Genomic DNA, 25,066 nt, shown 5'->3' on the forward strand with positions numbered 1-25,066 from the left:
ACGGGACGCTCGTCAGCAACCCTCGACAAGGGTGCCGGCCGATCACGCGTGCCGCCGGGCAGGGTCAGGCCCGCAACCCGGGGGTCGCCAGGAGCGACCCGTCCCGGAGCACGGCGAGCACCTCCACCGGCCAGGTCTCGGTGCTCCGGTTCAGGGTCGCCTCCCCGCCGGCGATGATGGCCGTGGCCAGCACATCGGCGGTCACGATGTCACGGGCGAGAACGGAGACCTGCCGGTAGGGCGACGCTCCCCCGTTGCCGGAAGACCAGATGTGGTCGCCGCGTTCGGCGCTGCCGGAGGTCGCGACCGCCCGCAGCGGCAGCGCCAGGGTGACGACGGCCAGGGTGCGCGCCCGGTCCTCCGGGTCGACGATGCCGGCCACCCAGTCGAGGCCCGGCGCCTGGTCCCCGGCGACGAGGACGTCCCCGCCCGCGTTGAGGGACCAGTCCCCCAGGCCGAGGGCGTGGAGCGCTCCCCCGGCCTCGTCGATGGCGAGTGCCTTGACCACTCCGGACAGGTCGAGCACGCCATCCGCCCGGTGCGGGGTGAACACCCCGTCGGTGCGGTCGCGCCAGTCGAGGGCCAGTGCGTAACAGTCCCGCAGTGCCGGGCTCGCCTGGGTGAGGCGGAGTTCCCCCCGGTTGATCCGGCTCAGTTCCGAGTCGTCGCGGTACAGGCTGAACCGGGCATCCCACCGTCCGAACACGCGGGTGACCGCGTCGCGGGCGGCCTCGCGGGCGGCAGGGTCGACCGTTCGGCCGAAACGGATGCTCAGCACCGTCCCCATGGACGTCACGGTGAGCGCGCCGGTTCCGGCTCCGTCCTCGGGTGAGACCCGGGCGTCGGGCGGCATCACGGTGCCGGGCCGGCTAGAACTGGGCGGCATCGAGGGCCGCCTGCAGTGAGGTGAGGTAGCCGCCGGTCGTGTAGGTGGCGCCGCTGACGTTCTGCACCTGGGCCGACTGGGCGGCGAGCACCTCGCTGCGGAGGATCGGCGCCGCCTGGTTGCTGATCATCACCGAGCGGCCGCCGTCGTTGGTCAGCTGGAGCGCCATGACCTCGGTGATCGTGCCGTTCGCGATCGTCACGGACACCTGCACGGGTCCGAACCGGGTGTGCACCACCGACCCGTCGAAGGTGCCGCTCGCCGCCGCCGGGGCGGCGGCGGCCGCTGTCGGTGCGGCCGATGGGGCCGCCGACGGCGTCGCCGCCGTGCCCGTCGCAGTGGCGGCGGTGCCGATGGCGGCGGCCGGCACCGACGTCGCCAGGGTCTGCTGGGATGCCGTGAGCTGGGCGCCGAGCTGCCAGCCGACGCCGACCACGGAGACTGAGGCCAGCGCGGCCAGGGTCATCGCACGGAATCTCACCAGTCGAACCTTTCAAAATGGATCTGCCGTGTCGGCAGGCCGGCCGCCCGGGCGTCGCGCACGACCTCGTCTGTCCAGCGCCGGGGACCGCAGATGTAGACGTCCGCTTCCCGCAGCTTGGGAACCAGGGTGCGGAGGCTGACCTTGGCCCGCACAGCGTCCGCCGGCAGCCAGCTGTTGACGCCGGGTGAGCGCTTCCCGGCGATGATGCGCAGTTGGGCACCCCTGGCCCGGCACAGGTCGGTCAGTTCGTCGACGAGGTAGGTGTCGTCGGCCGTGCTCGAGCGGAGGATCACGGTGGCCTGGCCCGGGGCGAAGGTCGCCGTTTCGAGCAGTGACCTGATCGGGGCCACCCCGATGCCGGCGGCGATCAGCACGATCCGGGGAGAAGTGCGGGCGAAGTCGGTGAAGAGCCCGTAGGGGCCTTCGAAGCTGACCCTGGTGCCCTTGGGCAGCGCCGACAGAGCCGAGGAGGCGTCGCCGAGGCCGCGCACGGTGATCCGCAGCGCGTCGCCGGTCGGTGCGGCCGACAGCGAGAACGGATGCGCCTGCCACCAAAGCTTCGGCGTCCAGAACCTCCAGATGAAGAACTGTCCGGAGCGGGCCCCCAGCCGGCGCAGCTGCCGGCCGGACAACCGGATCGACACGACGCCGCGGGCGACGGGGTCGACCCCTTCGACCACGAGCCGGGAGCGGAGCGAGCGCACGATCGGCACGATGAACCGGAAGAGCAGGATCGAGCCGGCCACCCCGACGTAGAGGGCGAGCCAGTAGTAGCGCTGCACGGAGCCTTCGCGGAACAGGGTGCCCACGCTCAACTGGTGCGGGATCGACACGAGCACGGCCAGGTAGGAGAGCAGGTGCACCAGGTGCCACGCCTCATACCGGAAGCGGTGCCGCACCACGACGAGGGAGGTGACCACGACGGTCACGAGCAGCCCGAGACCCACGAAGGCGAGCGGCATGTCGGGGAGGGTCGTCAGCATGATCCACACCTCCGCGAACACCGAGGCCGGCTGCACCATCGCGTAGCCGATGGTGAGCAGGACGCCGTGGCCGAGGATCAGGTAGAGCGCGGGCTTGCCCAGCGACTGGTGCAGCTCCATCGCGCTGTCGTGCCCGAAGGCCCGGTCGATCGAGGGGAGCCGCGCGGCCAGCAGCATCATCAGGAGGAGGAGATCGGTCCCGACGAGGCCGGTGACCACTCCGAGGGAGGTGATGGCGTCGGCCGGCGTTCCGAAACGGGATGCCCCGCCGTCGGCGAGGAAGATCGCGATCACCAGGGCGACCGAGACCACCGCGATGATCTGCAGCCCGTCGGCCAGGCGCATCCGCCGGTGGTAGTTCGGGTGGATGCGCGGCACCGAGGTGTGGCGCCGGGTGCGCTGGGTGGGACGGGTGTCGAGGCTCATACTCGGAGCTTTCCGGGCGATTCAGTTGAATCCCTATCGAAAAGCTGAGAACGACCTGTGCGCCACCAATGCGTCCTGCACGAGCTCTCAGGAACGCTGCCGGGTTCGAGCGAGGAGCACGATCAGGATGGCGATCCCCAGGACACCGACCGCTAGATCTTCTCGATCGGCGCGATCTTGATCAGGAGCTTCTTCGCGCCCGCGGTGTCGAACTGCACGTGCGCGATCCGTTTCGTTCCGTCGCCGGTGACCTGGTTGACCCGGCCGTCACCGAAGTCCACGTGGCGGATGCGGTCCCCCGCCGCCAGGGTCAGGTCGCCGTTGTCCCGCACCTGCGACACCCGGTTCGTCCACTCCGTCTTCGGCTTGGGCGCCGGCGGCAGCGCCTGAGGTTCGCCGCGTTTGGCGAACCCGCCGCCGAAACCGTCGCGGCGGGCGTTGAGCGCGCGCGGCTGGGTGCCGCCGCGGGAGTTCGCCATGCCGGGCGACTGCTTCCAGTCGATCAGGGCGACCGGGATCTCCTGCAGGTAGCGGCTGGGCATGGCCACGTTGATGTCGCCGAACTGCGCGCGGGTCATCGCCAGCGACAGGTACAGTCGCTGCCTCGCCCGGGTGATCCCCACGTAGAACAGCCGGCGCTCCTCGGCCGGGCCGCCGGGCTCGTTCGCCGACATCTGGTGCGGGAGCAGCCCCTCCTCGACGCCGGTGAGGAACACCGCCTCGTATTCGAGCCCCTTGGCAGTGTGCAGGGTCATCAGCGAGACCGTGCCGGAGGCGTCGTCGAGGTCGTCGGCCGCAGCGACGAGTGACACCTGGGTGAGGAAGTCGACGAGCCCCGAGTCGGGGTTCTCCTTGTTGAAGTCCTTGGTCTGGGCGACGAGTTCCTCGATGTTCTCGGCGCGCGCCTCGTCCTGCGGGTCGCGGCTGCCCCGGAGCAGGGTGAGCAGGCCGCTGCCGTCGAGCAGGAAGGTGAGCAGTTCGGAGACGTTCGCCTGGCCGGCCGGGTTGGCGGGGTCGATCTTCAGCGCCGCCTCGTCGAGCAGGGCGGCGAGCTTCAGGATGGCCCCGGTCACCTTCGGCCCGAGTCCGAGCGACGCGCAGTCGCGCATGGCCTGGCGGAAACTGATCTGGTTGGCTTCGGCGAAGCTGGCGAGCCCGGTCTCGGTGGCCGGCCCGATCCCGCGCTTCGGGGTGTTCAGGATGCGGCGGAGTGCCAGCTCGTCGTTCGGGTTGGCGACCGAGATGAGGTAGGCCAGCGCATCCTTGATCTCGGCCCGCTCGTAAAACTTCGTGCCGCCGACCACCCGGTAGGGCACGGCGGAGCGCACGAGGATTTCTTCCAGCGCACGGGTCTGCGCGTTGGTGCGGTAGAACACGGCCATGTCCCGGTAGGCCATGCCTGCGGAGTGCAGCACCTCGATCTCGTCGGCCACGAACTGGGCCTCGTCATGGCCGGAGTAGGCGGTGAAGCCGACGATCTTCTCGCCGTCGCCGCCCGCGCTCCACAGTTTCTTGTCCTTGCGGTCGAAGTTATGGCCGATCACCGCGTTGGCGGCGGAGAGGATGTTCTGGGTGGACCGGTAGTTCTGTTCGAGCAGGATCACCTTGGTGCCGGGGAAGTCCCGCTCGAACTCGGTGATGTTACGGGTGTCGGCGCCGCGGAAGGCGTAGATCGACTGGTCCGAGTCGCCCACCACGGTGAGCGAGGCGCCGGGGATGCCGCCGGTGGCGTCGCGCAGGTTGCGCACGTGCACTCCGGTGGCTTCCATCTCGTCGGCGAGTTCGGGTTCGACCGGACGGGTCAGCTCTCGCACGAGCGAGTACTGGGCGTGGTTCGTGTCCTGGTATTCGTCGACCAGGATGTGCCGGAACCGGCGCCGGTAGAGGGCGGCCACCTTGGGGAAGGCCCGGAACAGGTAGACCGTCTCCCCGATCAGGTCGTCGAAGTCGAGCGCGTTGGCGGCGCGGAGGCGCTGGGTGTACTGCCGGAAGATCTCGACGAACATGACCTCCTGCGGGTCGCTCATGTTCGCGTTGCGGGAGTAGGAGTCCACGTCGGCGAGCTCGTTCTTGAGCTTGGAGATCTTCGCGGACGCGTTGCCGGGGGTGAAGCCCAGGGTGTCGGCGTCGAGCGACTTGATGATGCGTTTGAGGGTGACTTTGGTGTCGGCGGAGTCGTAGATGCTGAAGCTGGCGGAGAGGCCGGCGTTCTCCGCCTCGCGGCGCAGGATCCGCACGCAGGAGGAGTGGAAGGTGGAGATCCACATTCCGTCGGCGCCCTGGCCGAGGATGGCCTTGACCCGGCCCTGCATCTCGGCGGCGGCCTTGTTGGTGAACGTGATCGCGAGGATCTGGCTCGGCCAGGCCTCGCGGGTCTCGAGCAGGCTGGCGATGCGCCGGGTGAGAACGCTCGTCTTGCCGGAGCCTGCCCCGGCGATGATCAGGAGGGCGGGGCCGCGGTATTCGACCGCCTCGCGCTGCTGGGGGTTGAGCCCCTCCAGCAGCGGGCTCTGGTAACCGCCGGGCCGTTCGCCGTCGGGCCGTCGGCCGTCCATGATGATCGGCCCCCCGGTCGGGGCCTGGTGGGCGGGCGTGTTGTCCGGGTCGAAAAGCGTCATCATCTCGCTGACAATCCTAGGCGCTGCATCTGACACCGGGCCGGGCGACGGGCCGGTCACTGCTCGGCAGCGAGCTCGTCCCGCACGGTGACGGCGAGGTCTGGGTGGTCGGCGAAGACCCCGTCGATCCCGGTTCCCATGATCGTGCGGAACTCACTCCGCCAGTCGCCGAAGTCTGCCCTGAACCGCCCGCGCCGGAACGTCTTGGCGAGGAACCGGTTCTCGGGGCGGAGGGTCCAGCAGTAGATCTCCAGGTCGGCGGCGTGCGCGGCGTCGACCAGGTCGGATGCCCCGGAGACGTGGCCGTCGGCATCCGTCTCGAGGATGAGAGATTTGGGCACGCTGATGCCGTCGACCTTGCCGCTCAGCGAGTAGAGTCCCTGCTCGGAAAGGAAGTCGGCGTAGTGCGGAGCCTTCGGCCCGTGGAGTGCGACCTCGTCGAAGGGCTTGCCGCGCGCCTCGAGCAGGAAGATCCGCTTGCCGTAGATGCCGCGGGCGTACACCTTGTCGAGCAGGCTCTGTTCGAAGCTTTCGATCGTGAGCCGGCCGTCCCCGGCGTTCCAGCCCGCGGTGTTGACCTCAGCCGCGAACAGCTCGTCGAGGGGCAGGCCGATCGACTCGAAGTAGGAGGCGTGCTTGATCTCGGCGACGACGCCGATCGGGCGCCTGGCCCGGCCGGCGACCCGGTCGATGAGCTTGAAGACGTCCCGCAGCCGCAGCAGGGGGAACCGGTCGTCGAAGGTGGCGCTGGACTTGCGCAGCTCGGGCAGCCGTTCCCTGGCGCGCAGGGTGCGCAGCTCCGACCAGGTGAAGTCCTCGGTGAACCAGCCGGTGAGACGGATGCCGTCGATCACCTTCGTTGCGCGGCGACCCGCGAATTCCGGATGGTCGGCGACGTCGGTGGTGCCGGAGATCTCGTTCTCGTGCCGCACGATCAGCACGCCGTCGCGGGTCGCCACGATGTCGGGTTCGACGGCATCCGCCCCGAGGGCGACGGCCAGCTCATACGCGGCACGGGTGTGTTCCGGCCGGTACCCGCTCGCCCCGCGGTGGCCGATCACAATGGGGTGCATGTGCCCAGAGTACGCGCGCAACTGCCAGACTCGAGGCGATGACACCCTGGATCGCACCTGCCGCGCGGCCGACCGCGTGGGGAAACGCGCGCGCCCGCTTCCTCGTCGGCCTGGCCCTGATCATGCTCGGCGTCGCCGCGACGGTCTTCACCAGCACCTACAGCATGTTCTTCCTCCTGATCGGGCCTTCGCTTCATCTGCTCGGCTGGCTGGTGATGCCGGGGGCGCTCTGGCGCCGCCTGGTCGTGCTGCTGCCGTGTCTCCTGGCCGGCCTCACCCTGCTCGGCGGGCCCGATTTCGCCGGCGCCTTCGCCGTGCTCCTGGCCGGCTGGCTGCTCGTTCGGCACCGGCCGCTGCCGAGCTACCTGGTGTTGGTGTTGCCGATCGGCGTGAGCTTCCTGATCAAGGCGTTCCTGCACGGCTACGCGCAGAACTGGGTCGGCGACCTCGTGGGCACGGCCACCGTGATCGCATCCGCGTGGCTGGCCTGGTGGATCGCCGGCCGGCTGGACGTCGAGGCCGGTCAGGTCGCAGAAACAACTCGGCAGATACCCAGCAGATCTGAATAGACTTTCCCCAGTCACCAGCACCGTTCGGCGCTGGCCGCAACCTCAGTCGATTGTGAGTTACGAAAACCATGGCATCCTCCAACCCCGCATTCTCCCGAAACGCCGCGTTCGGCGCTCCTGGCGCCGTTGCAGCGGGCAAGGTGCTTTCCGACAGCGACCTCCAGGGCATGTTCAACGCCCCGTCCGCCGGCTCGCAGGACACCGACCGGATGAGCTACGAAGACACCATCGTCAAGACCGTCCTCAGCTTCGCCCTGCTGCTCACTGCGGCCGTGGGCGCTTGGCTCCTGACTCCGTCCCTGCCATTCCTGCCGTTCCTCGGCATGATCGTCGGCCTCGTGCTCGGACTGGTGAACACCTTCAAGAAGGAGCCGTCCCCGGCGCTGATCCTCTCCTACGCGGTGGCCGAAGGCCTCTTCGTCGGCGGTATCTCTCAGATCTTCGACCAGCGCTTCTCTGGCGTCGTCGTGCAGGCCGTGCTGGCCACGCTCGTCGTCGTCGGTGTGACTCTCGCGCTGTTCGCCAACGGCAAGGTGCGCGCGTCGAAGAAGGCCACCAAGGTCTTCCTGGTCGCCATGGTCGGCTACCTGGTGTTCTCCCTGGTCAACTTCGGCCTGGTCGCGTTCGGCGCGATCGACAGCCCCTTCGGCCTCAGTAGCTCCGTGACGATCTTTGGCATCAAGCTCGGCCTCATCATCGGCGTCCTCGCCGTGCTGATGGCCGCGTACTCGCTGGTCCTCGACTTCGACTTCATCCAGCGCGGCGTCAACAACCGGGCTCCCCGCAAATTCGGCTGGTCGGGTGCCTTCGGCATCATGGTCACCGTCGTCTGGCTCTACGTGGAGTTGCTGCGCATCTTCGCGCTCGCCCGCGACTAGCACGACACGAATACAGGAAGGGCCTCCCCTCGGGGCGGCCCTTCCGCATTCCGGCGGTCAGGTCCCGTCAGCTCCCACCCTGGCCGTACCTGCGGTTTCCGACGCCGATGATCGCCTCGGGGGGGATATTGTGCGTGGCTCGCCATCTGTCGAACTGGTTCGTGGTTCGGAGCGGAACGAGGCCGTCGCTGGGATACCCGGCCTGGTCAAGCTCGGCGGCGACGCGGCGCCCGAAGATGTCTACCCGGTGAACGGCCACGAACAGGGCGATCAACGCGGGGGCCACCACCAGCAGGGCGACGATCAGGAGCGAGTTGACGCTCGACCCGGCCAGCGCGGGAATGGCGATCGCCATCAGCAGCAGCGCGACGGGCAGCGCTATCGCAGATCGCACGAAGAAGAGCCAGACCGGGTAGTACTGGCGGCAGAACCCTTCGCCGATTCGTGGTCCCCACGCTGCGGTCATTCGTCGTGCGCCCGGCGTTCCCGGCATGTCGGTCGTCAACACTGCACCCTGTCTTCTGTGGTGTGGTCGGCCTCGGGTGCCCGTGCCGCGGATGGTCACGGCTGCCCGGCCGCTACCCAGAATATCGCCTGGGATCACGGCGGGGTTGCCCGGCGTAGGGCGGGCCTCGCCCATCGCCTGGATCGGGGGCAGACTCCACCGTGAGAACACCGACCGACGAGGAGGCACACCCGTGTCGAAGGAACAGGATTTCGTCATCGTGGGGGCATCCCTCGCCGGGGCGTCAGCCGCGAAGGCGCTCCGCGACGAGGGCTTCACCGGCAGCATCCGTTTGCTCGGGGCCGAAGCCCACCATCCGTACATCCGTCCCCCGTTGTCCAAGGGTTTCCTCGCCGGCACGGCCGAGCGGGGCACGGTCTTCGTCGAGGCGGACGACTGGTACGCGGCGAACCAGGTCGAATTCGGCCGTCCACCCGGGTGGTCGGACTCGACCCCCGGGAGCACCGCCTCACCCTTGACGGCGGCGAGACCCTCGCCTGGGACCGGCTGCTGCTGGCCACCGGATCGTCCCCGCGCCGGCTCGCGATTGCCGGTGCCGACCTCGCCGGGGTGCATTACCTGCGCACCCTCGACGACTCGGAGACCCTCCGCGAACTGTTGGCCGGCGGAGGGAAGCGACTCGTCCTGATCGGCTCAGGCTGGATCGGCATGGAGGTCGCCGCGATCGCGCGCACGCTCGGCAACGACGTCGTCATCCTCGAGCGCGACCCGATCCCGCTCGCGAATGTGCTCGGCGACGAGCTCGGGCAGATGTTCGCCGACCTGCACCGCGAGCACGGGGTGACCCTGCGCACCTCCGTCGTCGTCGACAGCATCGCCGGCGCCGACGGCCGGCTGACCGGTGTGGTCCTGCAGGGAGGCGAGGTGGTGCCGGCGGACCTGGTCCTGGTCGGAGTCGGCGCCGTCCCGAACGTCGGCCTCGCCGAGGACGCCCGGCTGCAGGTCGAGAACGGGATCGTGGTGAACGAGAGCCTGCAGACGAGCCACCCCGACATTTACGCGGCCGGCGACGTCGCCAACGCGTACCACCCGATTGCGCGGATGCGGCTGCGCAGCGAACACTGGGCGAACGCTCTGCACGGCGGGCCGGCGGCGGCGCGCGCCATGCTCGGGCAGTCCGTGTCGTTCGACGCGATCCCGTACTTCTACACCGACCAGTTCGACCTGGGGATGGAATACTCGGGATTCGGGCCGCTGACCCGGGGGGCTAACCTCGTCTTCCGCGGCGACCGCGGCAGCCGCGCCTTCATCGCGTTCTGGCTGGCCGGAGGCACCGTGGTCGCCGGGATGAACGTGAACGTGTGGGACGTGAATGAGGCCGTCCAGGCCCTCATCCGCCGCGGCGCCCCGGTCGACCCGGGCCGCCTGGCCGACGGATCGATCCCCCTCGAGGCCGTCTAACCCCGGCTCGCTCGTCCCGAGCGGAAAGTTCTACTCCCACTCGATGGTGCCCGGCGGCTTCGACGTGACGTCGAGTACGACCCGGTTGACCCCGTCGACCTCGTTGGTGATCCGGTTGGAGATCTTCGCCAGCAGGTCGTAGGGCAGGCGGGTCCAGTCGGCGGTCATCGCATCCTCGGACGACACCGGGCGCAGCACGATCGGGTGGCCGTAGGTGCGGCCGTCGCCCTGAACGCCCACCGAGCGCACGTCGGCGAGCAGCACGACCGGGCACTGCCAGATCTCGCGGTCGAGGCCGGCGGCGGTCAGTTCGGCGCGCACGATCGCATCCGCGTGACGGAGCAGGTCGAGCCGGTCCTGGGTGATCGAGCCGACGATGCGGATGCCGAGGCCGGGTCCGGGGAACGGCTGGCGCTGCACGATCTCGGCCGGCAGTCCCAGCTCGGCGCCGATCGCGCGCACCTCGTCCTTGAACAGCGTGCGGAGCGGTTCGATCAGTTCGAACTGCAGGTCATCAGGCAGGCCGCCCACATTGTGGTGGCTCTTGATGTTGGCGGTGCCGCTGCCGCCGCCGGACTCGACGACGTCGGGGTACAGGGTGCCCTGCACGAGGAAGCGGATCGGGTCGCCGTCGATCGCGGCGGCCTCCTTGATCAGCTCGGCCTGGGCCTGCTCGAAGGTGCGGATGAACTCGCGGCCGATGATCTTGCGCTTGGTCTCCGGGTCGCTCACGCCCTCGAGCGCGGTGAGGAACTGCTCTCGCACGTCGACGGTCACCAGGCGCACGCCGGTGGCCTTCACATAGTCTTCTTCGACCTGGCGGCGCTCGTCATGGCGGAGCAGGCCGTGGTCCACGAAGACGCAGACGAGCTGGTCGCCGATGGCCTTGTGCACGAGGGCAGCGGCCACGGCCGAGTCCACTCCGCCGGAGAGCCCGCAGATGACCTTGCCGGTGCCGACCTGGGCGCGGATGCGGGCCACCTGCTCGGCGATGACGTTGCCGCTGTTCCAGTCGGCGGGGATTCCGGCGGCGCGGTGCAGGAAGTTCTCGAGCACGTTCTGGCCGAACTCGGAGTGCTTGACCTCGGGGTGCCACTGCACGCCGTACAGCCGGCGCGCGTCGTTCGCGAACGCGGCGACCGGGGTCGACGCGGTCGAGGCGAGCACACTGAAGCCGGCGGGGGCCTCCGACACCGAGTCGCCGTGGCTCATCCACACCGTCTGCGCGGCCGGCTGGCCGGCGAGGAGCGCGTTGGTGCCGTCCGAGACGGTGACCGGGGTGGAGCCGTATTCGCGAGCGCCGGTGTGGGCGACGGTGCCGCCGAGGGCGGTTGCCATCACCTGGAAGCCGTAGCAGATGCCCAGCACGGGGATGCCGAGGTCGAAGATGGCCGGGTCGAAGGTGGGGGCTCCGTCGGCGTAGACGCTGGAGGGTCCGCCGCTGAGCACGATGCCGAGCGGGTTCAACGCCCGGACCTCGGAAGCGGTGATCGTGTGCGCGACGATCTCGGAGTAGACGGATGCCTCGCGCACGCGCCGGGCGATCAACTGCGCGTACTGCGCGCCGAAGTCGACCACGAGCACGGGGCGGGCGCCGGTCTGGGCGGCGACGGCGCTCATGAACGAGCCTCCGCGGTCGCTGCGGACACGTCGACGTCACGGCCGGCCAGGAACGCCTTCACCTCGCGCGCGACGCGCACCTCGAGGAAGAACGACAGGGTGGGGATGATGCCGCCGAGCGCGATCAGGAGGAAGCGCGGGAACGACCAGCGCATCAGGCTCCACAGCCGGAAGTCGGCGAACAGGTAGAGCACGTAGAACCAGCCGTGCACGATCAGGATCGCGGTGCTCAGGTTGAACGCGGTCACGCTCTCGCGCGGAACCAGGGCGAGGAGCCCGTTCGGTCCGCCCAGTTCGAGCTCGTACTGGAAGACGAATTTCAGGATGACTTCGACGCAGAGCAGCAGGAGGAAGACACCGGTGATGATCGACGAGACCTGGTAGAGCCGGAGCGCACCGGGGATGCTGGGGATGTCGGCGGGCTTGGGTTCAAGTGGCATGCGGCAATTCTATCGCGCCTCCGCGGCGTCGATGGCGGCCTGCTCCTCCTCACGCTCCCAGGCGTCCCGCACGAGACGGTACCAGAGGAACACGGCGAAGCCGGCGAAGACCGCCCATTCGAGGGCGTAGAAGATGTTGAGCCAGTTGAGGGACGCGTCGGATCCCGGCTCAGGCGAGTCGATCACGAGCAGGCCGGTCGGGCTGGTGGAGTCCACGAGGTAACCCGCGTAGACGGACTGGTCGGTGAAGCCCGTCCACAGGTTGATCAGCGCGGCGGTCGACACCGTCGACTGAGTGTGCGGGTCGCGCCCGTCTGCCGGAACGACCGGGGCCTCCGACGGAACGAAACGGCCGGTGAGGGTGAGCGGCTGCCCGGCGGGAAGGCCGGCCAGCGCCTCGATCACCTTGTCGGCCGCGGCCCGGTCGGCGGTCCAGCCGCGGGCCACCGGGATGTTCGCGGCATCCGTCGTGACGAACCGGCTGACCACCCAGAAGCCGCTGGCGCCCACGTTGAGCCGGTCACTGATCAGCTGGTCGTCGCCCGGCACGAAGGAACCGTCCACCGTCACCATCTGCCCGGTAGCCGCCTCGCGGGGCGGCCCGTCAGGATCCACGGTCTCGTCGAGCGGGCGCACGGTCTCCGTGCTGCGTTGGACGACCTGGCCGGAGGCGACGGCGCGTTCCAGCTGCCATCGGCCGAGCAGGGCGAAGGCCGCCGCCACCGCGAGGGCGAGCAGCAGGGCAAGGATCCAGCGCGGCCGGAGCATCATTCTGATCACGAGTAGTCTCCTGTGCCGGTGTCCCGGGGTGGTTTCGCTGCGGGGCCGGCCTCGGTGGTGAACCGCTCGGTCACGAAGTCGGCCATCGAGTCGGAGCCGGCGGATGCCGCCTCCGCGCCGGCGCGTTCGGTCATCCGTTTCACGGCGTGCTCGGTGTCAGTATCGGTGGGCTTGCCGCTGTCTCTCGTGACCGCCTCGACCAGGGCGATCTCCTCGTCGAGCATCGGGTTGCGGGCGGGCCGGGCGGCCGGTTTGGCCCGGCGCAGGCGACGGCCGACGGCCGCGCCGATCTTCTCCGAGTTCGCGGTGAACAGCGGTCCGAGGATCGCCATCGTGAGCACATAGAGACCGGCGAACGGCTGCAGCCGCTGGTCGAGTCCCGCGCTCACCGACAGCGTCGCCAGGATCAGGGTGAACTCGCCGCGGTTGACGAAGATCGCGGCGGTGTTCAGCCCTTCCCTGGGGCCCATCCCGTGCAGCCTGGCCATCAACATGCCGGAGACCACACTGAGCACGAACGTCATCGCCACGGCCAGCAGCACGATCGTGATGACCGAGCCGAACTCGGCGACATTGAGGGCGAGGCCGAAGTTGAGGAAGAAGAAGGCGCCGAACACGTCGCGGAGGGGCACGGCGACGCGCTCGATCCGGCCGCGGTAGGTGCTGGCGCCGAGCACGACCCCGATCAGGAACGCGCCGATCGCATCCGTCACCCCGATGATCTCGCCCACCCCGGCGAACAGCACCGCCAGACCGAAGAAGAGGATCGTGAAGAGCTCGTCGTCCTTGGTGCGCATCAGGCGGGAGACGACCCGGCCGCCCCAGCGGGCGACGGAGAACATGACCACGAGGAAGAGGAACGCGATGCTCAACTGCAGCACGATCGGCCAGATCTCGGTCTTGCCGCTGAGAACGACGGAGACGATCGCGAGGTAGACCGCGATGAAGATGTCGCCGACGACGGTCACCCCGAGGATCATCGGGGTTTCCTTGTTGGCCAGGCGGCGCAGTTCGATCAGGAGCTTGGTGATGATCGCGCTCGAGGAGGTGCCGGTCATCCCGGCGATCACGAGGGCCTCCCTGGTGCCCCAGCCGACCATCAGGCCGAACGCGAAGCCGAGACCCATGTTGATCAGAACGTAGGAGCCGCCGGAGATGAGCAGTTTTCCGGCGTCGCCGAAGAACGCCTCCTGGTCGAACTCGAGGCCGAGGCTGAACAGGAGCAGGATCAGCCCGAAGATGGCGATCAGCTCGATGTCCGCTGACTGGAAGTTCAGCGGGAACCAGCCGCTGTTCGGGCTGGCGAGCAGGCCGACGATCATGTAGATCGGGATCGACGGGAGCCCGATCAGTTTTCCGGCGCGCCCCAGGATGTAGGCGACGACGAGCAGGATGCCAAGAGTGATGAGGTCTTCGCCGAGGTTCATGGGCTAGCCCCCGGGCGGTGCGTCGACGGTCTTGGCCTTCACTTCGCCGGTGCGGAAGAATGCGAATGCCTTCGCGACCTTCTCGGGCGAGCCGGCGACGACGAGCGTGTCCCCGGGGAAGACCCGGAAGTCGTGGGCGGGCGCCGGGTTGGCGGACTCCCCGCGCACGACGGCGACGACCGTGAGGCCGGCGATGCCGCGATCGGCCGGGTTGCCGAGGGTCTGGCCGGCGATGTGGTCCTCGTAGTCGACGGTGAACCAGTCGATGCTGAGACCGGGGATCTGGTCGAGTGCGGTGAGCGACTCGGTGATCTGGGTGCCGCCGAGAAGCTCGGCGAGGGTGTGCGCCTCGTCCTCATTGAGCCGCAGGGACACCTTTGCCGCGTCGGGCCCGCCCTCGTCATCGGCGAACGTGATCAGGTCGCTGTGGCCTGAACGGTGGGCGATGACGCCGACCTTGCCACCGTCATCCGTGATGAAGGTGTGCAGCACACCGACTCCTGGGAGCTTGACCCGACGAACGTCAACCATGGTGAGGACTCCTGAGGCTTGTGGGCTGTCCGCCTAGTGTACCGGAGCCGAATTGTGCGCCCACCGGATGCCTCCCTCCGCGCCCGGCTCGCGCCCCCGCCCGGCAACTGTTGCCGGGGCGGACGAGTGTTGCCCGCACACCGGCGACAGTTGTCCGCTCCGGCATCACTTCTCTGCCGGCCGGCCGCCTCCCGCTACTTGGTCGCGACGATGTCCGGTGCCTCGAGTCGGGCGCGGTCGGCGGACTCGTCGTCAGGCTCCAGCTGCGACGCTCGCTCGGCGGCGACCCGCTTGAGGTAGTACGCCACCTCGCGTTCCTCCCGGTCGGTGTCCCAGCCGAGCACCTCGGCCATCAGCCGGGCCGCGACCGGCGCCGCCGAAACCCCGCGATCCCAGGCCTCGATCGAGATCCGGGTGCGCCGGGCGAGCACGTCCTCGAGGTGCAGGGCGCCCATGTGGCTGGCGGCATAGACCACCTCGGCCTTGATGTAGTCGTCGGCTCCGGGCAGCGGATCGGCGAGCTCCGGTGTCGCCTTGATCAGGTCGAGCAGTTCGTCGGTGAGGGTGCCGTACCGGTTGAGCAGGTGCTCGATCCGCACGGTGTGCAGCCCGAACGCCTTGGCGATCCGGCCGCGTTTGTTCCACGCGGCCCGGTACCCCTCCGCGCCGAGCAGCGGGATCTCGTCGGTGGTCGAGGCCGGGATCCGCCCGTCGAGCGCATCGACGGCCGCATCGATCGCATCCTTCGCCATCACGCGGTAGGTGGTCCACTTGCCGCCCGCGATCACGACCAGTCCGGGCACCGAGTGGCCGACGAGGTGCTCCCGCGACAGCTTCGAGGTGCTCTCTGATTCCCCGGCCAGGAGCGGGCGGAGGCCGGCGTAGACGCCTTCGACGTCTTCCCGGGTGAGCGGAACCCGCACGACGGCGTTGACGTGTTCGAGCAGGTAGTCGATGTCGGCGGCGGTGGCCGCGGGGTGCGCCTTGTCCAGGTGCCAGTCGGTGTCGGTGGTGCCGATCAGCCAGTGCCGGCCCCACGGGATGACGAAGAGCACGCTCTTCTCGGTGCGGAGCAGCAACCCCATCGCCGACTGGAACCGGTCGCGCGGCACGACGAGGTGGATCCCCTTCGACGCGCGCACCTTGAACGTGCCGCGTTCACCGACCATGCGCTGGGTGTCGTCCGTCCACACCCCGGTCGCGTTGACGACCTGCTTGGCGCGCACCTCGAAGCGTTCGCCGGTCTGCAGGTCGTGCGCGTGCACGCCGACCACCCGTTCGCCGACCTTGATGAAGCCTTCGACCCGCACCCGGCTGGCCGCGTGGGCGCCGTAGAACGAGGCCGTGCGCACGAGCGACGCCACGTAGAGGGCGTCGTCGACCTGGGCGTCATAGTAGGTGATACCGCCGACGATGGCGTCGGTGTTGAGGCTGGGCAGCAGCCCCTTGACCTGGCGCTTCGACAGGTGGCGGTGGTGCGGCACGCCGGGCGGGCGCCCGCCGGTGTAGGAGAAGATGTCGTAGAGCAACATGCCGGCGCCCACGTAGAACCGCTCGGTGACGCGCTTCTTGAGCGGGTAGAGGAACCGCACCGGCTTCACCAGGTGCGGCGCGATGCGCTGCAACAGGAGCCCCCGCTCGGTGAGCGCCTCCCGCACCAGCCGGAAGTCGAGTTGTTCCAGGTAACGGATGCCGCCGTGCACGAGTTTGGACGACCGGCTCGAGGTTCCGGAGGCCCAGTCCCGCGCCTCGAGGATGCCGACACTCAGCCCGCGGGTGACTGCGTCCAGGGCGCAGCCCGCGCCGACGATTCCCCCGCCGACCACGAGGATGTCCAACTCCTTGCCTTTCAGCCGCGCGAGCGCGGCTGCGCGTTCGTCAGGACCCAGCTTCGTGGACCGTGACACCGAGTTACCTGTGGCCATGTGCTCACTCCCATCTGGTGGTGTGTTGCTTACCTTGACGCTAGTTCGTTCGGTACGGCGCGACAACCACTTCGACGCGCTGGAATTCCTTGAGGTCCGAGTACCCGGTGGTCGCCATCGAACGGCGCAGAGCGCCGACGAGGTTGGCGGTGCCGTCGGCGATCGGGGTCGGACCGTAGAGGATGGTCTCGAGCGGGGCCAGGGCGCCCACCTCGACGCGCTTGCCGCGGGGCAGCTTCGAGTGGTGCACCTCGGGGCCCCAGTGGAAGCCGCCGCCCGGGGCATCCGTCGCCCGGGCCAGCGCCGTGCCGAGCATGACCGCGTCGGCGCCGCAGGCGATGGCCTTGACGATGTCGCCGGAGGTGTTCAGTCCGCCGTCGGCGATGACGTGCACGTAGCGGCCGCCGGACTCGTCCATGTAGTCCCGGCGGGCGCCGGCGACGTCGGCCACGGCGGTGGCCATGGGGGCGTGGATGCCGAGCGAGGCCCGGGTCGTGGAGGCGGCGCCGCCGCCGAAGCCGACGAGCACGCCGGCCGCGCCGGTGCGCATCAGGTGGAGGGCCGCGGTGTACGTGGCCGCGCCGCCGACGATGACGGGCACGTCGAGCTCGTAGATGAACTTCTTGAGGTTGAGCGGCTCCTGGTTCTGGGAGACGTGCTCGGCGGACACCGTGGTGCCGCGGATGACGAACAGGTCGACTCCGGCGGCGACGACGGTTTCGTAGAGCTCCTGGGTGCGCTGGGGCGACAGGGCGCCGGCCACGGTGACGCCGGCTGCGCGGATCTGGGCCAGGCGCTCGGTGACGAGGGCGGGCTTGATCGGCTCGGCGTACATCTCCTGCATTCGCGAGGTCGCCCGGTCGGCGGGCAGGTCGCGGATCTCCGCGAGGAGCGGTTCAGGGTCGTCGTAGCGGGTCCACAGGCCCTCGAGGTCGAGCACGCCGACTCCGCCGAGCTGACCCATCATGATGGCCGTGGTCGGTGACACCACGGAGTCCATCGGCGCGGCGAGGAACGGGATGGAGAACTGGTAGGCGTCGATCGTCCAGTTGATCGAGACATCCTCCGGGTCGCGAGTGCGCCGGCTGGGCACAATCGCGATGTCGTCGAAGGCGTACACGCGGCGAGCGCGCTTGGAGCGGCCGATCTCGATTTCCATGGTCCCAGTTTAGGTGCCGCCCGCCGACACCGCCCACCTGGCACCGGGAGCGACTGAGGGCAGGTCGGCCGGCACCCTCGACGGCGCCGGCCGGAGGGTGCATCCTGAGGGCATGGACGTGACCGCCGAACCACTGACCCTGTTGCGCGAACGCACGAGCATGAAATGGCGCACCTACCCGGGCGACGTCCTGCCGCTGTTCATCGCCGAGATGGATTACCCGCTCGCCGAGCCGATCGCGGACGCCCTGCACGACGCCGTGCGCCGCAGCGACACCGGCTACGCTGCCCCGGCCAATGACCTCGGCGAGGCGTTCGCCGGATTCGCCGGAAACCGGTGGGGCTGGCGGGTCGACCCTGACCAGGTGGCCAGCACGACGGATGTCAGCGTCGCCATCGTCGAGACGCTGCGGGGCTTGATCCTCCCGGGCGACCGGGTCGTGATCACTCCCCCGGTCTACCCGCCGTTCTTCGACCTGGTCGCCGAGGCGGGCGGGCGGGTGGAGCCGGTGCCGCTCCTGCACGGCCAGACCGGCTGGACGCTCGACCTCGACGCGCTCGAGCGGGCCTTCCTGGGCGGCACCCGCTTCATCCTGCTCTGCAACCCGCACAACCCGATCGGGCATCCGCACGGCATCGAAGACCTCACCGCCCTGGCCGAACTGGCCGCCCGCCACGGCGTCACCGTGGTCAGCGACGAGGTGCACGCGCCGCTCACCCAGGCCGGGGCCGCGTTCACGCCCTACCTGACGGTGTCGCCGGAGGCGGCGGAGCACGGCGTGTGCCTCACCTCCGCGAGCAAGGCCTGGAACCTCGCCGGGCTCAAATGCGCCCTCATCGTCACCGCGTCAGAGCGGATGCGCCGGGTCGTCACCGCCCTGCCGCAGGAGGTGTCCTGGCGCACGAGCCAGTTCGGCCTGATCGCCGGGGTCGCGGCGTACCGGCACGGGCAGCCGTGGCTCGACGGGGTGCTCGCCGCGCTGGACGCCAATCGCGGCCTGCTCGGCGACCTGCTCGACGCGCAGCTGCCCGGCGTGCCCTATTCCCCGCCCGACGCGGGCTTTCTGGCCTGGCTCGACCTTCGCAGCCTCGGCTGGGGCGACGACCCGTCGGTCGCCGCCCTGGAGCGTGCGAAGGTGGCGCTCAGCCCCGGCCCGATGTTCGGCACTCCCGGGCAGGGCTTCGCCCGCCTCAACTTCGCCTGCTCGCCCGAGGTGCTCTCCGAGGCGATCTCGCGCCTGGCCGCCGCGATCTGACGCGATCAGCGCCGGTACGCAATCAGCGCCGGTACGCGATCAGCGCCGGTAGTTGGGTGCCTCGACCACGATCTGCACGTCGTGCGGGTGCGACTCCTTGAGCCCCGCAGCCGTGATCCGCACGAACTTGCCCTTCTGCTTGAGCTCGTCGATCGTGCGCGCGCCGACGTAGAACATGGACTGGCGCAGCCCGCCGATCAGCTGGTAGGCCACCGCGGACACCGGTCCGCGATAGGGAACCTGGCCCTCGATGCCCTCGGGGATGAGCTTGTCGTCGGACGGGACATCCGACTGGAAGTAGCGGTCCTTCGAGTACGACGTCTTCGTGCCGCGGCTCTGCAATGCGCCGAGCGACCCCATGCCGCGGTAGGTCTTGAACTGCTTGCCGTTGACGAAGACGAGTTCGCCCGGGCTTTCGTCGCAGCCGGCCAGCAGGGAGCCGAGCATGACGGTGTCCGCCCCGGCCACGAGCGCCTTGGCGATGTCGCCCGAGTACTGCAGGCCGCCGTCGGCGATCACGGGGATGCCGGCCTCCCGGGCCGCGAGGGACGCCTGGTACACGGCGGTGATCTGCGGCACCCCCACGCCGGCGACGATGCGGGTGGTGCAGATCGAGCCGGGGCCCACGCCCACCTTGATCGCGTCCGCGCCGGCGTCGACCACGGCCTGGGCGCCGGAACGGGTCGCCACGTTGCCGCCGATCACGTCGACGTCGGCGAAGGCCGGGTCGGTCTTCAGACGACGGATGATGTCCAGCACCCCGGCACTGTCGCCGTTGGCGGTGTCGACCACGAGCACGTCGACCCCGGCCTCGAGCAGCGCGGTGGCGCGCTGCCAGGCGTCGCCGAAGAAGCCGATCGCCGCGCCCACGCGCAGGCGGCCGGCGTCGTCCTTGGTCGCGAAGGGGTATTCCTCGCTCTTGTCGAAGTCCTTGACGGTGATCAGGCCCGTGAGCCGGCCCGCGTCGTCGACCAGCGGAAGCTTCTCGATCTTGTGGGTGGCGAAGATGGCGACGGCGTCCATCGGCGCCATCCCGACCTTGCCGGTGATCAGGGGCAAGGTCGTCATGACCTCGCGCACGCGAGTGGTGTGCTTCTTGGTGCTCGAGACGAATCGCATGTCGCGGTTGGTGATGATCCCGACGAGCACGCCGTCCGAGTCGATCACCGGGAGGCCGCTGATCCGGTACTGGCCGCAGAGTGCGTCGACCTCCGCGACGGTGGCGTCGGGCGAAGTTGTTACCGGATTGGTAATCATGCCGGATTCGCTGCGTTTGACCAGGTCGACCTGCTCCGCCTGATCGGAAATCGACAGGTTGCGGTGCAGCACCCCGAGTCCGCCTTCGCGGGCCATCGCGATCGCCATCCGGGTCTCGGTGACGGTGTCCATGGCGCTGGACAGCAAGGGCGTGGCTACGCTGATCCGCCGCGTCAGCCGAGACATTGTCTCGGCTTCACTGGGAATGACGTCGGTGTGCCCCGGCAGGAGCAGCACGTCGTCGTAGGTGAGCCCGGTGAAACCGAACGGATCTGGCTGATCCATGAAACCCCTTTTGCGTGAGCTGAAGAATGGAAGAAGTCCGGGAATCCCAGGGATGCGACCGGTTCATCAATGTTAAGCGAGATTGCCCCCCGCGCATTCCGGCGGGATTAAACAGCGCGACTCGCCGAACCCGCCGAACGAAATCGTCGTCTGGGGGAACATTGCCGAAACATATGAGACATAATCGGCACGTACTGTCGACAATGATGTTGGCAGGTGAGACCCGGGGCAGGCTCGGTGACAGACCCAGCATGCCGCCATGGAGGTGCAGTGAATTCCACTGAAGCTGTTCGCAGATACTCACCCAGGATGCTGGTGATCTTCCTCGGTCTGCTCTTCGCAGCCCTGACGATGTCCACATTCTCCACGCTGTCGGCAAGCCCGGCGCACGCGGACGAGGTCGGCACCGACCAGTACGACTACGTGCTGGCCGGGAACGTCCAGTTCAATCAGAAGCCGCTGGACGGCGTGCTGATCACGGTCAAGGGCTCCGGCTACGAGGCCGAGGTCAAGACCGGCGTCGACGGCAAGTGGAAGGTCGGCGTCCCTGAGAAGGCCACCTACACGGTCAGTCTCGACGAGAAGACCCTGCCCAAGGGCGTCATCGTCGCCAAGGGCGGCAGCGTCATCAAGGCCGAGTTCGGACTCACCAAGGTGAAGTCGGTGAACTTCTTCCTCGGCGAGGGCACCCGGGTCACGGTCAGCTTCTTCGACCAGTTCCTCAACCGGTTCGTGAACGGAATCAACTTCGGGCTCCTGCTCGCCCTGGCGGCCATCGGCCTGTCCCTGATCTTCGGGACCACCGGGCTGAGCAACTTCGCCCACGCGGAGATGATCACCTTCGGCGCGCTGATGACCCTGGCCTTCTCGGTCACACTGGGGCTGCCGGTCTGGCTCGCCATCATCATCGCGCTCGTGCTCAGTGCCGGCCTCGGCTGGAGCCTCGACGCGGTGATCTGGAAGCCGCTGCGCCGCAAGGGAGTGGGCCTGATCCCGCTGATGATCGTCAGCATCGGTCTGTCGCTCGCCCTGCGTTACGTCTTCCAGTTCTTCGTCGGCGGCGGCACCAGCCAGCTGCCCGGTTCAGGCCTGGCCGACCTGCAGTTCGGCCCGGTCCGGCTGTCCCTGATCGACCTGGGGAGCATGGGCATCAGCATCGTGGTGCTGCTCGCCGTCTCCTACTTCCTGCTGCGCACCCGCATCGGCAAGGCCACCCGTGCCGTGTCGGACAACCCCAGCCTCGCCTCCGCGAGCGGGATCGACGTGGACGGCGTCATCCGCATCGTCTGGGTCGTCGGCGGCGCCCTGGCCGGCCTCAGCGGCATCCTCTGGGCCTACTTCCGCCCCGGCGTCAGCTGGGACATGGGCTTCCAGATCCTGCTGCTCGTGTTCGCGGCCACCACGCTCGGCGGCCTGGGCACGGCCTTCGGCGCCCTGGTCGGCTCGATGATCGTCGGCCTCTTCGTCGAACTGTCGACGCTGTGGCTTCCCTCCGACCTGAAATACGTCGGTGCACTCGTTGTGCTGATCCTGGTGCTGCTGCTTCGGCCGCAAGGCATCCTGGGTCGCAAAGAAAGAATTGGCTAGAAGGGCATCCGATGATCGACTGGGGAGCAATCTTTAGCAACGCGGCCGTCGAGCTGATCAGCCCGACCACCGCCGCCTACGCCCTTGCGGCGCTCGGGCTGGCGGTCCACTTCGGCTACACCGGCCTGCTCAACTTCGGCCAGGCCGGCTTCATGGCCCTCGGCGCCTACGGGTACGCGATCTCCATCCTCAGCTTCGGCTTCCCCGTCTGGGGCGCCGTGCTGGTGGGGATCGGGGCATCCGTGGTCTTCGCCCTTGTCCTGGGCATCCCGACCCTGCGCCTGCGCGCGGACTATCTCGCGATCGTCACGATCGCCGCCGCCGAGATCGTGCGGCTGCTGTTCACGACGAACACGTTCGAGCCGCTGACCGGTTCGGCGAACGGCCTGAGCGGGTACAAAGGCGGCTTCGCCGCACTGAACCCGATCCCACCGGGGAGCTACGGCTTCGGGCCGTTCGAATACAACGCCTACGACTGGTGGCTGCGCATCGTGGCCTGGACGATCGTGGTGCTGGCCTGCCTGTTCACCTGGCAGATCATGCGCAGCCCGTGGGGCCGGGTGATCAAGGGCATCCGTGAAGACGAGGATGCCGTGCGCGCCCTGGGCAAGAACGTCTACTCCTACAAGATGCAGTCCCTGGTTCTCGGTGGCGTGTTCGGCACGATCGCCGGGATGATCTTCGTGCTTCCCCGAGCGGTGGTCCCGTCGAACTACCAGACGTCGCTCACATTCTTCATCTACGCCATCCTCCTGCTCGGCGGCGCGGCCACGATTCTCGGCCCGGTCATCGGCTCGATGATCTTCTGGGTGCTGCTCTCGTTCTTCTCGGGTTTCATCGCCCGGGCCGTCGAGGCCGGCTGGCTGCCGTTCATGACCAGCATCCAGGCCGGACAGTTGCGCTTCATCCTGGTGGGTGTCGCGATCATGCTCATAGTCATCTTCAGACCGCAGGGCATCTTCGGAAACAAGAAGGAGTTGGCCTTTGTCAAGTAATCCAGTTCCCAGCAGCAAGCCGGTCAAGTCGATCGACCTGCACATCGGCGAGGCCGAACCCGGGTGCAAGAAGCGCGACCCGATCCTGATCGCGGACGGCGTGAGCCGCACCTTCGGCGGGCTCAAGGCCGTCGACGTCGACCACGTGGAGATCCCCCGCGGCGCCATCACCGCCCTGATCGGGCCGAACGGCGCCGGCAAGACCACGCTGTTCAACCTGTTGACCGGCTTCGACAAGCCCGACACCGGGTCGTGGACCTTCGAGGGCCGGTCCCTGTCCGGGATGCCGGCGTTCAAGGTGGCCCGGATGGGCCAGGTGCGCACATTCCAGCTCACCAAGGCGCTCGGCCTGCTCACCGTGATGGACAACATGCTCCTCGGGGCGAAGGGGCAGTCCGGCGAGAACCTGTTCCGGGCGATGCTCCCGTTCTTCTGGCGCAAACAGGAGGAGGACAACAAGGCCAGGGCCATCGACATCCTCACCCGGTTCAAGCTGGACACCAAGAAGGACGACTACGCCGCCAGCCTGTCCGGCGGGCAGCGCAAGCTCCTCGAAATGGCTCGCGCCCTGATGAGCGAGCCGACCCTGGTCATGCTCGACGAACCGATGGCCGGTGTGAACCCGGCGCTGACCCAGTCGCTGCTCGACCACATCCTCAACCTGAAGACCCAGGGCATGAGCGTGCTCTTCGTCGAACACGATATGCACATGGTGCGCCACATCGCCGACTGGGTCATCGTGATGGCCGAGGGCAGGGTGGTCGCCGAAGGCGACCCGCACGAGGTCATGCGCAACCCCGCCGTAATCGACGCCTACCTGGGCCAGCACCACGATGAAGACCTCGGCGCGGATCCCTCCGCCGAGAAGGAACACGTCGTAGCGATCAAGGAGCTGCTCGATGACGAACTCTAGCCCGACCACAGCCCCGGCACCCTCACCCGCGCAGACGGGCGTGCCCGTCGTCGACGTGAAGACGGTCACGGCCGGCTACCTGCCCGGGGTGAACATCCTCAACGCCTGCTCGCTGACCGCCTACGACGGCGAGCTGATCGGCATCATCGGCCCGAACGGCGCCGGCAAGTCGACGCTGCTCAAGTCGATTTTCGGCCAGGTGAAGGTGCGCGAGGGTGAGATCCTGCTCCGCGGGGAGAACATCACCAACCTCAAGGCGAACAAGCTGGTCTCCAAGGGTGTCGGCTTCGTCCCGCAGACGAACAACGTCTTCCCCACGCTCACCATCCAGGAGAACCTGGAGATGGGCATGTTCCAGAAGCCGAAGGGCCTCGCTGAGCGCCTCGAGTTCGTCACCGAGATCTTCCCCGAGCTGAAGAAGCGCCTGCAGCAGCGGGCCGGGTCGCTTTCGGGCGGTGAACGGCAGATGGTCGCCATGTCGCGGGCGCTGATGATGGGTCCGCACGTGCTGCTGCTCGACGAGCCGAGCGCCGGGCTGTCCCCGGTGCGGCAGGACGAGGCGTTCCTGCGGGTCAAGGAGATCAACAAGGCCGGCGTGACCACCATCATGGTCGAACAGAACGCGCGCCGCTGCCTGCAGATCTGCGACCGCGGCTACGTGCTCGACCAGGGTCGGGACGCGTACACGGGAACCGGCCGTGAGCTGCTGAACGACCCCAAGGTGATCGGCCTGTACCTGGGCACCCTCGGCCAGGACGACTAGCCTCCCGGAACCCGCCAGTCGGGCACAGAAGCGGCGCCGGAGGACATCCTCGGGCGCCGCTTCTCTGTGTGCCCGCCGCCCTCGTTCCCACCCCGGAGCCCCCGCCCCGCGTTCCCACCCCGGAGCCCCCGCCCCGCGCTTCCCCGACCAGCAGGTGGCTAATTCAGGAGATTCCGGGCTGTCGCCGCGCTCCGCCGCACTGCTCCGGGCCCTCCGCAGCAGACTCTGCCCGATTCTCCTGAATTAGCCCCAGCGCCAGAGCGCGACGGGGTGCTTCGGGCCCCG

At 68.6% G+C, this 25,066-nt stretch carries 22 protein-coding genes and 1 pseudogene; 9 read left to right on the forward strand and 14 right to left on the reverse strand.

Going from position 1 to position 25,066, the window contains the following annotated elements; translation table 11 throughout:
- Window positions 1-64 precede the first annotated feature (64 nt).
- The 5 genes from E3O48_RS04220 to E3O48_RS04240 all read right to left on the reverse strand — a co-directional run bounded on the left by E3O48_RS04220 (window position 65) and on the right by E3O48_RS04240 (window position 6,470).
- Entirely contained in the window at window positions 65-886 is an 822-nt protein-coding gene (locus E3O48_RS04220; RefSeq protein WP_241982388.1) for an FAD:protein FMN transferase, read from the reverse strand.
- Entirely contained in the window at window positions 870-1,367 is a 498-nt protein-coding gene (locus E3O48_RS04225; RefSeq protein ID WP_241982389.1) for an FMN-binding protein, read from the reverse strand. Before E3O48_RS04225 ends, E3O48_RS04220 begins: the two co-directional genes overlap by 17 nt.
- Window positions 1,364-2,779: a ferric reductase-like transmembrane domain-containing protein gene (locus E3O48_RS04230; RefSeq protein ID WP_241982390.1), complete on the reverse strand. Its 1,416-nt coding sequence runs from the start codon at window positions 2,777-2,779 to the stop codon at window positions 1,364-1,366. Before E3O48_RS04230 ends, E3O48_RS04225 begins: the two co-directional genes overlap by 4 nt.
- 152 nt (window positions 2,780-2,931) lie before the next feature.
- Entirely contained in the window at window positions 2,932-5,400 is a 2,469-nt protein-coding gene (locus tag E3O48_RS04235; protein ID WP_134537431.1) for an ATP-dependent helicase, read from the reverse strand.
- 53 nt (window positions 5,401-5,453) lie between these two features.
- Complete coding sequence (locus E3O48_RS04240) at window positions 5,454-6,470, reverse strand: glycerophosphodiester phosphodiesterase family protein (protein WP_134537432.1); 1,017 nt, start codon at window positions 6,468-6,470, stop codon at window positions 5,454-5,456.
- 38 nt (window positions 6,471-6,508) lie between these two features.
- On the opposite strand from E3O48_RS04240, the gene E3O48_RS04245 reads away from it, so the two are divergent.
- Together E3O48_RS04245 and E3O48_RS04250 are read left to right on the forward strand one after the other, a co-directional pair.
- Window positions 6,509-7,039, forward strand: a complete 531-nt coding sequence (locus tag E3O48_RS04245; RefSeq protein ID WP_134537433.1) for a hypothetical protein — start codon at window positions 6,509-6,511, stop codon at window positions 7,037-7,039.
- 68 nt (window positions 7,040-7,107) lie between these two features.
- A complete protein-coding gene (locus tag E3O48_RS04250) occupies window positions 7,108-7,917 on the forward strand; it encodes a Bax inhibitor-1/YccA family protein (protein WP_134505779.1) in 810 nt (269 codons plus the stop codon).
- 67 nt (window positions 7,918-7,984) lie between these two features.
- Here the strand turns inward: E3O48_RS04250 and E3O48_RS04255 are convergent, their stop codons facing one another.
- Window positions 7,985-8,383 (reverse strand): hypothetical protein, encoded by a 399-nt coding sequence (locus E3O48_RS04255; protein ID WP_134537434.1) that lies wholly within the window; start codon window positions 8,381-8,383, stop codon window positions 7,985-7,987.
- A 91-nt stretch (window positions 8,384-8,474) separates the two neighbouring features.
- Here E3O48_RS04255 and E3O48_RS18280 point away from each other — a divergent pair.
- A pseudogene (locus tag E3O48_RS18280) lies at window positions 8,475-8,735 on the forward strand (hypothetical protein); the annotation flags it as partial.
- A 125-nt stretch (window positions 8,736-8,860) separates the two neighbouring features.
- Window positions 8,861-9,844, forward strand: coding sequence for an NAD(P)/FAD-dependent oxidoreductase (locus tag E3O48_RS04260; protein WP_370249118.1), 984 nt, complete (start codon window positions 8,861-8,863; stop codon window positions 9,842-9,844).
- 30 nt (window positions 9,845-9,874) lie between these two features.
- On the opposite strand, the gene guaA is transcribed toward E3O48_RS04260, so the two are convergent.
- From guaA to E3O48_RS04295, 7 genes are all read right to left on the reverse strand, one after another.
- On the reverse strand, window positions 9,875-11,464 hold the full coding sequence (gene guaA / locus E3O48_RS04265; RefSeq protein WP_134537435.1) for a glutamine-hydrolyzing GMP synthase: 1,590 nt from the start codon (window positions 11,462-11,464) through the stop codon (window positions 9,875-9,877).
- Window positions 11,461-11,904: a DUF3817 domain-containing protein gene (locus E3O48_RS04270; RefSeq protein ID WP_134537436.1), complete on the reverse strand. Its 444-nt coding sequence runs from the start codon at window positions 11,902-11,904 to the stop codon at window positions 11,461-11,463. Before E3O48_RS04270 ends, guaA begins: the two co-directional genes overlap by 4 nt.
- Before the next feature lie 9 nt (window positions 11,905-11,913).
- Entirely contained in the window at window positions 11,914-12,675 is a 762-nt protein-coding gene (locus E3O48_RS04275) for an SURF1 family protein (protein ID WP_241982402.1), read from the reverse strand.
- A 5-nt stretch (window positions 12,676-12,680) separates the two neighbouring features.
- The gene (locus E3O48_RS04280; protein WP_134537438.1) at window positions 12,681-14,111 is read right to left on the reverse strand and encodes a cation:proton antiporter; all 1,431 of its coding nucleotides are present in this window, start codon (window positions 14,109-14,111) and stop codon (window positions 12,681-12,683) included.
- Window positions 14,112-14,114: 3 nt separating this feature from the next.
- Window positions 14,115-14,642 (reverse strand): cation:proton antiporter regulatory subunit, encoded by a 528-nt coding sequence (locus E3O48_RS04285; protein WP_134505768.1) that lies wholly within the window; start codon window positions 14,640-14,642, stop codon window positions 14,115-14,117.
- 194 nt (window positions 14,643-14,836) lie between these two features.
- Complete coding sequence (locus E3O48_RS04290) at window positions 14,837-16,567, reverse strand: glycerol-3-phosphate dehydrogenase/oxidase (protein WP_174774753.1); 1,731 nt, start codon at window positions 16,565-16,567, stop codon at window positions 14,837-14,839.
- A gap of 40 nt (window positions 16,568-16,607) precedes the next feature.
- The gene (locus tag E3O48_RS04295) at window positions 16,608-17,726 is read right to left on the reverse strand and encodes a GuaB3 family IMP dehydrogenase-related protein (RefSeq protein ID WP_134537439.1); all 1,119 of its coding nucleotides are present in this window, start codon (window positions 17,724-17,726) and stop codon (window positions 16,608-16,610) included.
- Between the two features lie 112 nt (window positions 17,727-17,838).
- On the opposite strand from E3O48_RS04295, the gene E3O48_RS04300 reads away from it, so the two are divergent.
- A complete protein-coding gene (locus E3O48_RS04300) occupies window positions 17,839-18,981 on the forward strand; it encodes a MalY/PatB family protein (protein ID WP_134537511.1) in 1,143 nt (380 codons plus the stop codon).
- A 39-nt stretch (window positions 18,982-19,020) separates the two neighbouring features.
- On the opposite strand, the gene guaB is transcribed toward E3O48_RS04300, so the two are convergent.
- Window positions 19,021-20,523: an IMP dehydrogenase gene (guaB, locus tag E3O48_RS04305; protein WP_134537440.1), complete on the reverse strand. Its 1,503-nt coding sequence runs from the start codon at window positions 20,521-20,523 to the stop codon at window positions 19,021-19,023.
- 309 nt (window positions 20,524-20,832) lie between these two features.
- Here guaB and E3O48_RS04310 point away from each other — a divergent pair, with 309 nt between their 5' ends.
- Genes E3O48_RS04310 through E3O48_RS04325 form a run of 4 tightly spaced genes read left to right on the forward strand, consistent with a single transcriptional unit; the run spans window position 20,833 to window position 24,781 of the window.
- Window positions 20,833-22,110, forward strand: coding sequence for a branched-chain amino acid ABC transporter permease (locus E3O48_RS04310; protein ID WP_134508150.1), 1,278 nt, complete (start codon window positions 20,833-20,835; stop codon window positions 22,108-22,110).
- Between the two features lie 14 nt (window positions 22,111-22,124).
- Complete coding sequence (locus E3O48_RS04315; protein ID WP_134537512.1) at window positions 22,125-23,105, forward strand: branched-chain amino acid ABC transporter permease; 981 nt, start codon at window positions 22,125-22,127, stop codon at window positions 23,103-23,105.
- Window positions 23,095-24,018, forward strand: coding sequence for an ABC transporter ATP-binding protein (locus E3O48_RS04320; protein ID WP_134508152.1), 924 nt, complete (start codon window positions 23,095-23,097; stop codon window positions 24,016-24,018). The genes E3O48_RS04315 and E3O48_RS04320 overlap by 11 nt, the downstream gene beginning before the upstream one ends.
- Window positions 24,005-24,781: an ABC transporter ATP-binding protein gene (locus E3O48_RS04325; protein ID WP_134508154.1), complete on the forward strand. Its 777-nt coding sequence runs from the start codon at window positions 24,005-24,007 to the stop codon at window positions 24,779-24,781. Before E3O48_RS04320 ends, E3O48_RS04325 begins: the two co-directional genes overlap by 14 nt.
- Window positions 24,782-25,066: the final 285 nt, after the last annotated feature.

The sequence above is a fragment of the Cryobacterium sp. HLT2-28 genome (assembly GCF_004402495.1).
Taxonomy (GTDB): domain Bacteria; phylum Actinomycetota; class Actinomycetes; order Actinomycetales; family Microbacteriaceae; genus Cryobacterium; species Cryobacterium mannosilyticum.

Bases quoted from the DNA above. Each gene is read 5' to 3' on its own strand.
- E3O48_RS04220 (WP_241982388.1), bottom strand. From the start codon at position 886: ATGCCGCCCAGTTCTAGCCGGCCCGGCACCGTGATGCCGCCCGACGCC.
- E3O48_RS04230 (WP_241982390.1), bottom strand. From the start codon at position 2,779: ATGAGCCTCGACACCCGTCCCACCCAGCGCACCCGGCGCCACACCTCG.
- E3O48_RS04235 (WP_134537431.1), bottom strand. From the start codon at position 5,400: ATGATGACGCTTTTCGACCCGGACAACACGCCCGCCCACCAGGCCCCG.
- E3O48_RS04240 (WP_134537432.1), bottom strand. From the start codon at position 6,470: ATGCACCCCATTGTGATCGGCCACCGCGGGGCGAGCGGGTACCGGCCG.
- E3O48_RS04245 (WP_134537433.1), top strand. From the start codon at position 6,509: ATGACACCCTGGATCGCACCTGCCGCGCGGCCGACCGCGTGGGGAAAC.
- E3O48_RS04250 (WP_134505779.1), top strand. From the start codon at position 7,108: ATGGCATCCTCCAACCCCGCATTCTCCCGAAACGCCGCGTTCGGCGCT.
- E3O48_RS04255 (WP_134537434.1), bottom strand. From the start codon at position 8,383: ATGACCGCAGCGTGGGGACCACGAATCGGCGAAGGGTTCTGCCGCCAG.
- guaA (WP_134537435.1), bottom strand. From the start codon at position 11,464: ATGAGCGCCGTCGCCGCCCAGACCGGCGCCCGCCCCGTGCTCGTGGTC.
- E3O48_RS04270 (WP_134537436.1), bottom strand. From the start codon at position 11,904: ATGCCACTTGAACCCAAGCCCGCCGACATCCCCAGCATCCCCGGTGCG.
- E3O48_RS04275 (WP_241982402.1), bottom strand. From the start codon at position 12,675: ATGATGCTCCGGCCGCGCTGGATCCTTGCCCTGCTGCTCGCCCTCGCG.
- E3O48_RS04280 (WP_134537438.1), bottom strand. From the start codon at position 14,111: ATGAACCTCGGCGAAGACCTCATCACTCTTGGCATCCTGCTCGTCGTC.
- E3O48_RS04285 (WP_134505768.1), bottom strand. From the start codon at position 14,642: ATGGTTGACGTTCGTCGGGTCAAGCTCCCAGGAGTCGGTGTGCTGCAC.
- E3O48_RS04290 (WP_174774753.1), bottom strand. From the start codon at position 16,567: ATGGCCACAGGTAACTCGGTGTCACGGTCCACGAAGCTGGGTCCTGAC.
- E3O48_RS04295 (WP_134537439.1), bottom strand. From the start codon at position 17,726: ATGGAAATCGAGATCGGCCGCTCCAAGCGCGCTCGCCGCGTGTACGCC.
- E3O48_RS04300 (WP_134537511.1), top strand. From the start codon at position 17,839: ATGGACGTGACCGCCGAACCACTGACCCTGTTGCGCGAACGCACGAGC.
- guaB (WP_134537440.1), bottom strand. From the start codon at position 20,523: ATGGATCAGCCAGATCCGTTCGGTTTCACCGGGCTCACCTACGACGAC.
- E3O48_RS04310 (WP_134508150.1), top strand. From the start codon at position 20,833: ATGCTGGTGATCTTCCTCGGTCTGCTCTTCGCAGCCCTGACGATGTCC.
- E3O48_RS04325 (WP_134508154.1), top strand. From the start codon at position 24,005: ATGACGAACTCTAGCCCGACCACAGCCCCGGCACCCTCACCCGCGCAG.